This window comes from Gayadomonas joobiniege G7, from assembly GCF_000300815.1.
Lineage (GTDB): Bacteria > Pseudomonadota > Gammaproteobacteria > Enterobacterales > Alteromonadaceae > Catenovulum > Catenovulum joobiniege.
The window spans coordinates 628,598-643,256 of sequence record NZ_AMRX01000008.1 but is presented as its reverse complement, the minus strand read 5'-3'; the positions used below and the strand labels follow the sequence as shown (position 1 = coordinate 643,256).

9 protein-coding genes are annotated in these 14,659 nt (G+C 40.3%); 6 read left to right on the top strand and 3 right to left on the bottom strand.

What is annotated here, in order from left to right:
* Positions 1–132 precede the first annotated feature (132 nt).
* Positions 133–1,050, top strand: coding sequence for an alpha/beta hydrolase (locus tag C727_RS0117245; RefSeq protein WP_017446916.1), 918 nt, complete (start codon positions 133–135; stop codon positions 1,048–1,050).
* Here the strand turns inward: C727_RS0117245 and C727_RS0117240 are convergent.
* The 3 genes from C727_RS0117240 to C727_RS0117230 form a co-directional block, all read right to left on the bottom strand.
* Positions 1,041–1,328, bottom strand: coding sequence for a hypothetical protein (locus tag C727_RS0117240; protein WP_017446915.1), 288 nt, complete (start codon positions 1,326–1,328; stop codon positions 1,041–1,043). The two genes, C727_RS0117245 and C727_RS0117240, sit on opposite strands and share 10 nt — an antisense overlap.
* Positions 1,329–1,429: 101 nt before the next feature.
* Positions 1,430–3,286 carry a sulfatase family protein gene (locus C727_RS18860; protein ID WP_162131415.1) on the bottom strand — a complete coding sequence of 619 codons (1,857 nt, stop codon included), beginning with the start codon at positions 3,284–3,286 and terminating at the stop codon, positions 1,430–1,432.
* 34 nt (positions 3,287–3,320) lie between these two features.
* Positions 3,321–4,856: a sulfatase-like hydrolase/transferase gene (locus C727_RS0117230; protein ID WP_017446913.1), complete on the bottom strand. Its 1,536-nt coding sequence runs from the start codon at positions 4,854–4,856 to the stop codon at positions 3,321–3,323.
* Between the two features lie 351 nt (positions 4,857–5,207).
* On the opposite strand from C727_RS0117230, the gene C727_RS0117225 reads away from it, so the two are divergent.
* From C727_RS0117225 to C727_RS0117205, 5 genes are all read left to right on the top strand, one after another.
* Positions 5,208–6,620 carry a TolC family protein gene (locus tag C727_RS0117225; RefSeq protein ID WP_017446912.1) on the top strand — a complete coding sequence of 471 codons (1,413 nt, stop codon included), beginning with the start codon at positions 5,208–5,210 and terminating at the stop codon, positions 6,618–6,620.
* Complete coding sequence (locus tag C727_RS0117220) at positions 6,604–7,872, top strand: efflux RND transporter periplasmic adaptor subunit (RefSeq protein WP_017446911.1); 1,269 nt, start codon at positions 6,604–6,606, stop codon at positions 7,870–7,872. Before C727_RS0117225 ends, C727_RS0117220 begins: the two co-directional genes overlap by 17 nt.
* Positions 7,862–11,011: an efflux RND transporter permease subunit gene (locus C727_RS0117215; RefSeq protein ID WP_017446910.1), complete on the top strand. Its 3,150-nt coding sequence runs from the start codon at positions 7,862–7,864 to the stop codon at positions 11,009–11,011. Before C727_RS0117220 ends, C727_RS0117215 begins: the two co-directional genes overlap by 11 nt.
* Positions 11,012–11,140: 129 nt before the next feature.
* Positions 11,141–12,808: a sulfatase-like hydrolase/transferase gene (locus C727_RS0117210; RefSeq protein WP_017446909.1), complete on the top strand. Its 1,668-nt coding sequence runs from the start codon at positions 11,141–11,143 to the stop codon at positions 12,806–12,808.
* Between the two features lie 119 nt (positions 12,809–12,927).
* The gene (locus C727_RS0117205; RefSeq protein ID WP_017446908.1) at positions 12,928–14,625 is read left to right on the top strand and encodes a protein adenylyltransferase SelO family protein; all 1,698 of its coding nucleotides are present in this window, start codon (positions 12,928–12,930) and stop codon (positions 14,623–14,625) included.
* The last annotated feature ends 34 nt before the right edge of the window (positions 14,626–14,659 follow it).

Below are 14,659 nucleotides of genomic sequence, written 5' to 3'. Positions count from 1 at the left end.
TTAAAATATATAAATTAAAAAATAAATAACTGAACAACCAGTTAATAACAAAATGCATTCGTATTCATTTGACCTCAAACAAAGGTTAGATATATTGATAAACACAACAAGTTTTTTAAATAAATTTAACCTATGAAAAAAATTATCCTACTTGCGATTTTTGTCTTTAGCGGCCCCTTAAGTGCAATGGTATGGCCACAAGTCAGCGATGGAAAACTAGAACGATACCAATCATTTAAATCAGAGCATGTGCCAGATCGCACCATTGAAGTTTGGTTGCCACCGGGATATAACAAAAACAACCAGTACCCTGTTATTTATATGCATGATGGACAAATGCTTTTTGACACAGAACGAACATGGAATGGACAATCCTGGGACTTAGATAAAACTGTAACGAGTTTAATAAACAATCGTCAGGTTAAACCTTTTATTATTGTTGGTATCTATAATGGTGGTGGTAACAGACATAGCGAGTACTTTCCACAAAAGCCTTTTTTAAATATGCCACAAGATTTGCAAAATAGCTTATATGATAAAACACGGGGTGGTGAGAACAAATTATTTCAACAACCTGTTTATTCGGATTTATATCTAGCTTTTATCGTTAAAGAGTTAATGCCATTTATAGAAAAAAACTATTCAGTAAACTCAGATGCATCGTATTTAATGGGCTCTAGTATGGGCGGTTTAATTTCTTGGTATGGGTTATTAGAGTATCCAGAAATTTTTCGCGGCGCGGCCGCTTTATCTACTCATTGGCCGGGTGATTTCAGCCATCAAAATAATCCAATCCCGACTTATTTTCAGGCCTATATCAAACAAAATTTACATCGTTTGAACAAACATAAAATCTACTTTGATTTTGGCACTGAAACCCTAGATGCTTTATATCCGGCTTTGCAAGAACCCGTTGATAAAATTTTTGTTGAGCATAAATATCCAATTGGCTACTGGATAAGTCGTGAATTTACTGGCACCAATCACTCCGAAAATGCTTGGGCTGAACGGGTTGATTTGGCGATCCGGTTTTTATTAAATCAATCATAATTACAGCTATTTAACGTCTCAAATTCTACGCTAAAGTTATGCGTTTGTGCTTTATTATCAAACGCATTTAACGATTTGAGCTCAGCGATAAATAGGCTTTGTACACCATTTGGTGTTTCAATTTGCAACACTTCACCCAAACCTGTGTCTGCTTTTTTAATGTCTAAAGCTCGCCCTATTAGCTGCCGCCCATTAATATCAATGGCTTTTATATTCAGCCGATGAATAGATACCAACTCCGCATATTCGTTTTGCTGACAAGTCGCTCGATAATTCATAAGTTTAACCATGCTATTTTTTTAATACAAAGCGCGAGCAACTCACCCGCGCTTTTTATAATAAACCACAATGGTTTTTCTATCTGTGTTATTTAACCCTTTTATTTAATAAAGTTTAAACGCTCACTTGTACTAAATAAAACACCTTTTTCAAGTCTATTAGACGGCTCACGTGCGGCGACTTGTTCAATAAACTTGTCTGAAATCGGAAAGTCAAATCCATGGACTTCGTGTAAAAAAGCTGCAATATTTAAAACTTCTAAACGTAAGATACCCTCTGTTGTTTCAATCAGTTCGGTTAAGCTGTTGCGTGGATCATAAACATCAACAATGGTTAAAAATTCAATTGCACGCATTTTCACGTAGGTGCTTTTTGTTGTCGCGAGCAAAGAACGGACAACTTGTGCACTGGCTTGTGCTGATTTGCCATATGAACTTAATACAATTAACGCCCAATATTTTTCAAACTCGGTGCCTTGCTGCAATAGCTGTTCTAAGGTTTTTTGTGTGCTTGAATACGGGCGCGTTTGTAAATTGGCGATGTCTAATAACTGCTGCATTTCTGTGCGGTGCATTGATTTGAAGTTTTTTACATCATCAAATGCATATTTAGCTAAATAAGATTCAGGGAAAAAACTTAAATCAACCCAATCTAACAATTGATTTGCCAATTGCTCTCTTAATGCCAATAGCGTTTTTTGCATGTTAGGATCGGATGCTAGATTTTTTGTTTCATGTGGGTCGCTCATCACATCATATAATTGTTCTGCAGCAACCGGCTCAAAAAATGCACTTTGCACTGGATTTAATTTGCCTTGGTGATACAGGTTGCGCCATTCTTTATAAGCCGCTTGATGATAGCGATAATAAGAGTGCAGTCCCCAAGCATAATAAGGCGTATAGCTTCTTACATACTTATAACGACCATTACGAACCGAACGCACCATATTATATTTATCATCAAATCTGTCACCGTATGCAAACGCATGACTACGTTGGTTTAATTTATTTAAGCTAAGATCTGAGCTTAAAAAAGCTTCACCGTCATATTGTTCAGTTTGTTTAATGCCAGCTAAACGAGCGACAGTTGGTGCAAAATCAACAAAACTCACAACCCCTTGTACCCGCGTATTATGAGGTGCTCTAAGTCCCTTCCCTACAAGATGCTGGTAATTTTTAGGAATACGAATGACTAAAGGAACATTCAAACCCCGTTCATATATTTGCCCTTTGCTGGCAGGCAGTACCCCACCGTGGTCACCAAAATAAAAAATAAAGGTATTTTCCAGCTCGCCGTCGGCTTCTAATTTAGCCATCACTTTGGAAATTTCAGCATCAACTTTTAAATGCAAATCCAAATATCTGGCATGTGTATATCTAAAAGTTTCAGTGTCTGGATAAACAGGAAACAAGTTCACTTTTTTTGGATCGTGAACTGTCGGTTTGTCTTGGATATCAGAGACCGGAAAGTGCAATCTAGATTCATGCGTTTCGTAAAAAGTTTGAATATGAAAGAACGGTTGATCAGGCTGACGAGCACGCCAGTCAGCTTTATGCGAGTTTTGTGCAAATAACTGCCCATCTTCAACAAAGTTAAAGTCTGTTTTAGCGTTATTGGTCACATAATAACCTGCCTCTTTCATCAATTGGTATATTGGCGTTAAATCTTCTGCTAAACGGGTAAAATGCGAAGCTCTATGATAATGAGTGCCGATTTTAGGACCATAAGCACCTGTGGCCAATGTTGAACGAGCAGTTGAGCAAACAGGGGCATTCGAATAAGCATTTTCAAAAATTAACCCTTGATCAGCTAATTTTTCAACTTCAGGCATTTTTACCCCACCAGGGCTATACAAATTTAAAAAATGCTTGGAGTTATCTTCCGAGATTAGCCAGATAATATTGGGTTTTTCAGCCGCACTTAAGGCCATGCTTAAGGTGATAGTCAGCCCTGACACAAGTTTTAATACCTGCTTTTTGGTCCATATAAGTTTATTTGAGTACATAATCATGTGCTTCATCATAGTTATTAAAGGTTGGCAATACAGACTCAAGCATTTTTCGCTCCTGTCTATGAGCCGCGGAGACTTGCTGCCAGTTTGTGATTTTTTTAAAACTGGTTAAATCAGCAGGTGTTTGAGAAACATCCCACCAGTCATCATTGCCATCTTTCATCACATAATGGCCTCGGATAAGCTGGCGTGGGCCTTTGTAAGAATACAGATAATCCCTGTGTTTAACGGTATCTGTTGTTAGGTATGGCCAAACACTTTGCCCATGAATGGTGTAATCAGCAGGTATTTTGGTTGCGAAAATATCGGCCAAAGTAGGCATAACGTCCGCTATACTCACGAGCGTTTTTTGTTGGCCTTGTTTTGTTAAGACCTGACCAGGCGCGTAAATAATAAAAGGAACATGGGTCCCTCTTTGTTGCACATGTTGATGTTTACCATAACCACTGGTCCCGTTATCTGCGGTAATAATAATAATGGTATTGTCACTTATGCCTAAGGTTTTGAGCTTTTTCAAATATAACCAAACTTGATAATCAAGATATTCAATATGATGATCTATGCCTGAATCAGTCAGCGTATTGTGGGTATCAAAACCAGATGAAGTTTTTGTAATTCTAGGTGTAATCCGAGTATAACCACTACCATCCCAGACAACTTTTGGCGTAGCTGGCCATTTATCCTTTGACGCGGGGTTTAAAAAGTCAAAAGCATCATGCCCTAAATGGGTTGTATGATAAACAAAAAAGGGTTGTTTATTACGCTGTTGGCGCTCGATAAAATCAAAAATAAAATCTAATTCAACATCTGGCCCATACGTATGTACACCATATGACTTTTTTGCGGCCTCTGTATTAGGCCACCATTGCATTTTAGCGGGCGCAGAACTGTGATTCATCAGTTGCACATTAGGTTTCCAGTACCAGCCTTGTTGCACGTAGCTTTTTTTGATGGGTTCGCCAGTATTTTGGTTATACAAGCGCTGCCCTTTTTTTATCACATTAAAATCACTGTATGGACCCGGATTTGGGTAATTTAAACCTGGGGTAAAAACCCCTTCATCAAAACCATAAACGCTGTGGTCATGTTTGCCACCTTTCATTTGAGTTTTGCCCGCCCAAATAGAACGATATCCGGCCTGCTTAGCTAGATGCCCAATTTGAAACGGTGAAGTTTCATATAAACGTACGTTCCGCTTTCGTTTACCATCTTCAACTAGATAACCAATGTCTCCATTTGTCCACCATTTATGGATATTGGCGTAGCGCCCCGTCATCATCATCGCACGACTGGGCGAACAAACTGTTGTCGCCCAAGCGGTGTCAAAATAAACGCCGTCTTTTGCCAAACGGTCGATTACAGGTGTTTTAGCTCGTTTATCAGGGTCTGCAACTGTATTGCCCCGCAAACCCGACCAAACTGACGATTGATAAATTGGAAACTCGCGCGCGCTGATATCATCGGCATAGATTAAGATCACATTTGGTTGGCGAGTTTGCGCAGCCGATATATTCATTGATGTTGACGTGAGCGTCGTTAGAAGCAGAAATTTACCAAGCTTTTTTAATAATTTCATTAGCGATATATAAGTTATTTGTTACAAGATAAACCATACTTGTTTTTTCAAATACGATCTGACACCTTTATATAACAAAAAATTAAAAATAAAAACCTTCTTCTAGTGTGTTTTTTGTGTGTTTTTCTATTTAAGTGCTAGAACAGTGTCAATTATCTTCTCTCGTAACAACTTAAGTTAACTTACAAAGAATTTACATAAAATTGATGGGAAAACGTATTCCCTTCTTTATAATAAATACAAAGTATTTAAGGTTTTAAAACAATTTATTTAACCTCTAGTGATTAACTTATGAAGCAGACTGTTTGTTGGATTTTTTTGATATCTGCATTAACACAAAGTGTTGGCTGCAGTAGTCGTTCTGAAAGTGCTAACCTAAACGCTGAGCAAAGCAAGTTAGAGTTACCAAAAAACTGGCTAACAAGCGAATATCAAAGCGAAAAACTCGAATTATTGGGTGAGTTCCCAAGTGAATTGAGTAATTTGGTTCACATCGCAATAAAAAATAATCAAGATGTATTAACCGCTTATAAAAGGATCCAAATCGCCGAATCAGATTTAATAATAGCAGATAGCCAACTGATCCCAGATGCGAATTTTTCGACGGGTTGGTCTGCCAGTCAGCGCTTGGATACCAACCAGCAAAAAACCACGAACACCAGCATGAATACTCGTTTGCGTATTGGTTGGGAGTTAGACTTGTGGAATCGTTTAGGTCACTTATCCGATGCGGCCGAATCTGACTGGCAAGCATCTGTAGCAGATTTTCAGCAAGTTCAACAATCGCTCATCGCTGCGTTAATGCGCGTTTATTTAGATGCAGGGCTCAATTATAAACTAAAAGAAGTGACCCAATATAATCTTGATAACCAAAAAAAGCGTGTTGAAATTACCGGTCGCCGCGTTGATCTAGGATTGGCCAAACCGCTAGATTTATATCTGGCTCAAACAACCTTGCACAGTATAGAGTCTAATTTGGCCCAGTACGAAAGCCGTTATAATCAAAACATCCAACGCATCAATGTTATGTTAGGCCGTTATCCATCGGCGTCTTTGCCACTAACTTTTACCACACCGCAAGCCCCAACATTGAACATAACGATTTCGCCGGCCGATATTTTAAATCAGCGCCCCGATTTAAAAGCAGCCGAATTGAGGTTAGCAGCTGCGGTTCATCGCTGGCAAAGTTCCAGTAAAAACCATTTGCCAAGCTTTAATTTAACGGCCGATTTATCTAATGGCACTAATTCGTTAAGCCGTTTATTAGACTGGCAAAACTGGCTGGGCCGATTAGCCACCGATATTGCAATGCCAGTATTCAATGCAGATAGGCTCAACCAACTAAATCAAAAAAATTTAACAAGGCAAGAAATCGCCTGGCTTAATTATCAAAAAAAGATCTTGCAAGCCATGCAGGAAATTGAAGCAGCCATAGTGTCAGACTATGAACTCAACAAAAGATATTTGCATTTAAGCGCTGCAAATGAGCAGATTTTGGCTTCAGAAAACTTATTAGTACGCCAGTACGAGCAAGGTCTAGCGAGTAGTTTTGAAGTATTTAATATTCAAAACCGCCGTATCAACGCTGAATTAAGTGAAATTCGATCTCACTTTGCCATATTAAATAACCGAGTTGATTTAACCCTTGCTTTAGGTGCCCAGTTTCCGTTAAAGGAAGAAGAAAATAATGAACAATCACTTTGAACAAACACGACAAATAAACCGCCGCGGTCAATTTATAAAGTGGGTACTCACCCCCTTAATATTGGTTAGTTTTTTTTATGCCGTATATTATTGGTTAGAAATGAACAAACCTGAACCCGAGCAGCGACCGAATCGAGTGAAAAAAATACGTGTATTTACCTACACTGCCGAAAATCAAAAAATTCAATTAAAAGGCCATAGTCAAGGTCAAGTTTTACCGGTCAACATGGTTGAATTAAAACCCCAAGTATCTGGTCCTGTTGTTTATGTTTCTCCCAATTTAGTAAACGGTGGGCAATTTAAAAAAGGTGAGCTGTTAATTGAGATTGAGCCGAGCGACTATGAATTGGCAGTGATCCAAAAACAAGCCAGAGTCGCTCAAGCAAGTCAGCAGTTAGCACAAACTGAAGCAGAAGCTGAAGCGGCAGTATTAGAGCTAAAAAGTTTAGGTCGTACTTCGGTTACAAAACTAGCTCTGCGTGAGCCACAATTAAAACAAGCAAAAGCAAATTTAAAATCGGCTGAAGCCGAATTGGCAATCGCTAAGCTATCACTGCAACGAACCAGAATCTACGCCCCGTTTGATGGGCGGGTTGAAAAAGAAACCGTCAGTGAGTATCAATATGTAAACCGCGGTAATAATCTTGCATCTATTTTTTCAACTGAGTTAATGGAAGTTCGTTTACCTTTAAGCATTGAACAATTATCGCAGATCCAATTGCCAGCCGGCTATTACCAAAGTTATGAAAAATCTCCGTTTACGGTAAAATTATATGGCCAAACTATCGAAGGGCAAACAAGTTGGCCAGCAAAAATCGTTCGAACCGAAGCTGTGGTGGATAATAAAACCCGCTCACTATTTGCCGTCGCTCAGGTTAAAAATCCGTATCAATCAAACACTGCACCCCTATTAAGCGGTAGTTTTGTGGCAGCCGAAATATCAGGCCGCTGGATAGATGCGGGCAGCGAACTCCCGAAAACGGCCCTCAGAAACAACGGCGAGTTGTGGATTGTCGGCAAAAAAAATGAATTAGAGATAGTGCCAGCAAACATAGTTCAGCGCACCCCAGACAGTATCATTGTGACTGGACTTAAAAACAAAACACGCGTAATCACATCTGCATTAGCGATGGCTACAAATGGCCTAAAAGTCATTCCTATAGAGCAAAAGAGCACCTTAGAAGTCAGCCAGAAAGCGGTGAAAAAACCAATGGAAAACACCAGCGAAGAGGTGGAAGAAGATGCCAGCTAATTCAATTTTGGCATGGTGGATTAAAAACCCAATTGCCGCCAACCTTGCCATGGTTGCTTTATTTGTTGCTGGCGTAATGAGCTATACTTTCTCAATCGAAAAAGAACCTTTTCCGACCGTGCGTTTGCCTATCATGGACATCAGCATGAGTTGGCCTGGCGCTGGGCCTCGTGAAGTTGAAGATCAAATCATAGTCCGTTTCGAAGAAGCCGTAAAAAATGTTGAAGGCATTAAGTTTGTCGTGTCGAACGCATTTGAAGGTCGCGCTCGAGTCACAGTGACCGGAGAGGAAAGAGTCGACCGACGAAAATTTGCCGATGACGTGCGCGAAAAAATTAACTCTGTGAACGGCTTACCTAACGACGCAGATAAAGTTATAGTGACTGAGCGGACAAACCGCGAGCCAATGATTAGAATTGCTTTACACGGCTTTGCCAGCGAAGAAATTTTAAACAAGGTTGCACAAGAAATTCGCCGTGAAGTTGGCTCATTACCATTAATTTCTTTAGTCAACTTAACGGGCGAAACCGGCGATGAAGTATCGATTGAAATTTCGGAAGATAAACTCAGATACTATCAAATCAGCTTTGATGAAGTTGCCAATGCCATTCGTAATCAATCGGTTAACCTATCAGCAGGGACCATTAGAAGCGAAACCGAATCATATAAACTGAGCGTTCGTAGCCGTGCTGAAGACCAAGTAGATTTTGCCGATATCATTGTTCGCCAAACAGCAGATGGCGCTACGTTATATTTATCAGACGTTGCAGAAATTATTGATGGTCCAATGCAAGCCAGAAGATTTTCAGCATTTGATGGTGAACCAGCAATTTTAGTCGACGTAATGAACTCTGATTACATGAACATTCCTAAAATGTCGGCCAGCATTCAAGCGTACATTGAACGGAAAACCCCACACTTGCCTGACGGTTTATCATTAACGCTTTGGGAAGACTGGAACCAAGCATACCAAAGTCGGCTTAATTCTATCTTTAGCAACGCCATCAGCGGTTTATTGTTAGTTTTTGTCACCTTATTATTGTTTTTACAACCCAAAATTGCATTTTGGGTGAGCATGGGCATAGCCACTGCTTTTTCGGCCGCATTCTGGTTATTGCCGAGTGTTGACGTGTCTTTGAATATGATCAGCTTGTTTGCTTTTATGATGGTAATCGGCATAGTGGTTGATGATGCGATTGTTATCGGTGAAAGCATACACAGTGCTCACGAAAACGGTTTTCATGGTGAACAAGCGGCTTACATGGGCGTTCGTGAGGTGGCTAAACCCGTAATTTTTGGTGTATTAACCACCATTATCGTATTTATACCTATGTCTATGTTGCCTGGTAGCACAGCCGAATTCACTCGTTCTATCGCGATGGTTGTTATCTTAGCCCTGTTATTTTCGCTGTTCGAATCACTTTGTATTTTACCTTGCCATTTAAAGCACCTTGCTGAAGATAAAGTTAAAAAAGAAAATCTTTTAACTCGAATCCAAGGCGTTTTTGCTGGTTTTATGCGCTATATGGGTGACAACTTATATGTGCCACTGATGAATGTTTTATTAAGGTGGCGTTATATGGTGGTTGGTCTATTTGTCTTGTGTTTATTCTTTTCGTTTAAATTACTTGAAGATAACTATGTAAAACAGTCATTTGAACCCAAAATCGAAGCCGATACTATCCGAATGACGGTTTCTATGCCCGAAAATGCATCCTTCGAGCGAGTACAGCAAGTATACGAAAAAATGACGGCAGCACAGCAAAAATTAGCACATGAAATTGCCGAACAAAGTGGTGAAGATGGCAATATCGCTTTTGCCGAGCACATTTTTACCCGTTTATGGGGAACTCGTATCATGAGCTTTATTAAATTAGTGCCGATGGAAAACAGAGCCATGGACATTGATGAGGCGACAGCTTTATTGACTGAATATATTGGTGATATCCCGGATGCCGAAGAAATAGACTTTAAAACCACACTGAATACCCGAGATCCAAGGATCGTTTTTCCTATTTTAGGTGAAAATTTAGATGCGATGGCGTTAGCCTCGAATGAATTGAAAGAACATATGTCAACGTATAAAAACGTTTTTATGATCCGTGACTCGCTAGACCGTGGTAGCAAAGAAATCGTCATGACATTAAAACCAGGTGCCGAATCATTAGGCATAAATATTCGCGAAGTGAGCAAACAGGTTCGCCAAGCGTTTTTTGGCCAAGAGGTACAAAGGCTGCCAAGAGCCGGTGGTGATGCCAGAGTTAAAGTGAGATACTCTCGCTCAGAACGCGAAGCATTAGACTCAATCTTTAATTTAAACATTCGCATGCGTGACGGCCGAGAAGTGCCACTAATGTCAGTAATTAATCTAGAGATGAAACCTGGGGTGAGTCGGATCCAGCGCCGAGACGGAAAAAAGATTGTTTGGGTTTGGGCTGAATACGGTGGCTCAGAGCGTGCAGAAGTCATGAAAAAAATTCGTGAAGAATTTATCCCAGAGTGGCGCAAACGTCACCCAGAAATCACCACTGATAGAGGTGACAGCCAAAGAGACAAAGACGAATTTGTTAACCAAGTGATTTATTTGGAAGGGATGGCATTTATTATGTGTTATATTTTAATGGCCATCGCATTTAAGTCTTATACCCAGCCCTTTTTAATTATGTCAGCCATTCCTTTTGCCTATATGGGTTCAGTATTAGGTCACTGGGGCCATGATGTTTATTATGGTGCTTTTTCTATGTTAGGGATTTTGGCAGCCAGCGGGGTTGTTGTGAATGATAACCTGGTCTTAATTGATTGTTTGAACAAACTTAGGGCTAAAGGATATACGCCGTTTGCATCAGCTTTAGAAGCTGGCCGACTGCGATTCAGGCCCATATTATTAACCTCAATCACAACATTTATCGGCTTGGTACCTATGCTTTCAGGAGACAATGAGCAATCTAAATTTTTAGTGCCTATGGTTGTATCTCTTGCATATGGCATTGTATTAGCGACACTAGTCACGCTATTTTTTGTGCCCTGTTTATATCTGTGCGGCTGTGATGTTAAAAATAAAAGTCTAACCGTATTTAAATGGTGGCAAAACTTGGACAAAGCAAAACCGCATAGCCCCCCACAAAACTCTACCAACTAAAGGCTTTATGGATAGGCGCTGAGCACCGACGCCTATCCAGATTTTTAGCATATTTAACAATTGCGTAAATATTATTTTCCCTTATACTAAACTTTATATTTAATTTATTGATTTTATATAGGGAGTTTAATGTTTTCTATCAAACGAGCATCTTGGTTTGCATTTTTATTTTTATTGTTGGCTCCGTCTTTTTTGATACACGCAAGAAGCGACCAACCAAATATCATTTTTATTCTTACGGATGACCAACCCTACGGATATTTGAGCGTAACGGGAAATCCTGTAGTTAAAACACCAAATATTGATGAGCTTGCTAACCAAGGGGTTCTTTTTACTAACGCTCATGTTACCAGCGCCATTTGTACGCCAAGCCGCATATCTATTTTATTAAGCCAGTATGAACGCAAACATGGCGTTAACTTTAATTCAGGTACAAGTGTAGCTGAAGAAGCGTGGCACAACAGTTATCCAGTTTTATTAAAAAAAGCTGGTTATTACACTGGTTGGGTCGGTAAAAATCATGCGCCGATTGGAGAGCAAGGTTACCTTTCAGGCATTATGGAAAAGTCGTTCGATTATTGGTACGCGGGTCATGGCCATATTCGCTTCTACCCTAAAGAAGCCCATAAGATCTTTAAAGAAGCGGAGAATGATACTCAGATAGAGGTTGTGGGCGAAGGCGTAACTGACTTTTTAGACAACAACGAACATAGATTTAAACGCGCAATCAAATTTTTAGAAAAAAGACCAACAGATAAACCTTTTATGCTGTCCATTAACCTCAACCTACCGCATGGTGCAGGTACCAGCACCATGGAGCAGCGCGAAAGTGACGATAAAATTTATAAAAGCTTGTTCCGAGATATTGAGATCCCTCTTCCAAAACACTATTTAGCAAAAGCAGATATTAAACAACCTAAACTTCCCGCATGGTTACACCATGTAAAAGACCGTCAAACGATTTATAACTCGGTTGATACGCCTGCTGGCACACGTGAGCGTCTGATCCGCCAATATCAGGCGATGACAGGCATTGATCGCATGGTTGGCAAAATCCGTCAAATGTTGGCTGAAAAACAAATCGACGATAATACTGTGATAGTCTTTACTTCAGATCACGGCCTATTTATGGGTGAACATGGTTTAGGTGGAAAAGGTTTATGTTACGAAAAAAATACTCATGTTCCTATGATCATTTATGATCCAAGAAAACGCCCTGCCAATAACCGCAGCGATGCACTTGTGTCTACCATAGACATTGCCCCAACTCTATTATCTATGGCCGGAGTCTCAGCACCTGATACTTTTCAAGGCGAAGATCTTCACCCGGTGATTTACCAAAATAAAGCAACCCAGCGAGCTTTAACTTTTACCGAAAATTTATGGTCAACTCATTTTGGTAACCCTAGATGCGAAGCGGTACAAGATAAAAACTGGAAGTACATACGTTATTATCAAAATAATAACGCGTCAGCGGTTGAAAAAATAAAAATAGCCAAACACCTCGGCATGAATGTCAATAAGATGTTATATGGTGTGCATGATCCACAAATTGCGACCTATCGAAGTTATGCAGAAGGCCCACTGCAAGGCGAAAAAGCTGTGTATGAAGAGCTTTATTATATTGCCGAAGATCCGTTAGAGGCACATAACCTGATTGATGATCCTAAACATGAAGCGGTTCTAAATCGGCTCAAAGCAGAGTGGAAAAAATCACTGGAATATGCTCGTGGTTCTGGTTTTCCTAAGGTAAACCGCTACACAGTTGATATTGAAAAAGGATATACTTCTAAATAAAAAACCGCCATTAACTTTTGATATCAAAGAATGGCGTCAAAGGTCAACAGGTACTGGCAATAAAAATTAGATTCTGCTAGCGTAGTCGATCATTTATGGTTTTCATTAAGGGTCGCTTCATGTCTCAAAAAGCAGAAAAAAATCAGGGCAAAATCAAACACCTCAACGAGTTGTCACCAGGTGTCGATTATTCATTGCTGAATGCTTTAAACGCTGACCCCGATGCCACTGAATCCGGTGAAGATTTTCAACCAAGACAGGTGTTTTCAGGCCATTATGTGCCGGTTAAACCAACCCCTTTGCCGGATCCAGAATACATCGCCCATAGCCAAAACTTATTTAACGAACTTGGGTTTGACGACCAGTTTGCGAACGATGAAGGTTTTCAAAAGCTGTTCTCTGGCGATCTGTCCCATCTCAATGAGCCTTTTAAACCTTATGGTTGGGCAACCGGTTATGCGCTATCCATTTATGGCACCGAATATACTCAACAATGTCCGTTTCGCACCGGTAATGGTTATGGCGATGGCCGCGCAATTTCAGTGTTAGAAATGCTAAGCCCATCTGGTCAGCGTTGGGAAATGCAGCTTAAAGGTGCCGGCCGCACGCCTTATTGCCGAGGTGGTGATGGCCGCGCTGTATTAAGATCTAGCGTCCGTGAGTTTTTAGCACAAGAACATATGCATGCACTAGGTATTGCAACATCACGTTCGTTGAGTTTATTTGTATCAAAATCAGAACAAGTGCATCGCCCTTGGTACCGAGAAGGTTCTCGATCAGAAGATCCAGAAATTATGGTTGCAAATCCGGTAGCCATTTCAACCAGAGTCGCACCATCGTTTATCCGAGTTGGTCAACTAGAGTTGTTTGCGCGCCGCGTGCGCAATAACGAACATGCAAAAGCCCTAAATGAGCTCACTATGTTAGTTGAGCATTTAATCGAACGTGAATATCAAACAGATATTGACCCGAGCCTGCCATTAACGTCAAAAATACCCTTATTAGCCAATCATTTTTGCGATCGTTTAACTAGCCTAGTGGCCAATTGGTTACGGGTGGGTTATTGCCAAGGTAACTTTAACAGTGATAACTGTGCGGCAGGCGGTTATACACTAGATTATGGTCCTTTTGGTTTTATGGAACCTTTTGATGCCATGTTTCAACCTTGGACCGGCGGCGGCAGACACTTCTCGTTTTTAAATCAACCATTGGCCGCTGAAGCCAATTTTAAGATGTTTTGTGCAAGTCTTAAACCCTTGGTTAATGGTGAAGCGCAAGCCAAACTTGCCCAAATAGAAGCGGGTTTTGCGCCAATCATGCGGCAAAAGCTTGAACGCATGTGGGCTGATAAACTTGCTTTGCCTGAGTATAAAACTGAGATTGTCGTGCAACTTTTGCAGTTAATGATGAAATCACAAGCTGATTATACTTTAATGTTTCGTGAGTTAAGTAATCTACCCAGTGAGTTTGAATCGTTGGAAAAGTGTTTTTATCAGGCCCCCAACGAGTCGCAGGAAAAACAATGGCGCGCATGGTTGAGTCAATGGCGCAGACATATTAACGCCGATCAGAAAACGGCCGAACTCAAACAAAAGTTAAAAAAGGTCAACCCTAAGTATAGTTGGCGTGAATGGCTGATAGTGCCGACTTATGAACAAGCCATGCAAGGCGATTATTCGTTGCTGCAACAGTTACAGCAGGTACTAAACCACCCCTACGATGAGCAAGACGGAGAAGTCGAGCGTACTTTTTATCAATTGCGTCCGGCCGAGTTTTTTGGTTTGGGTGGCGTAAATCATTATAGTTGTTCATCTTAACTAATCGCTCAAACACACAAAAAGGCCTTCAAAA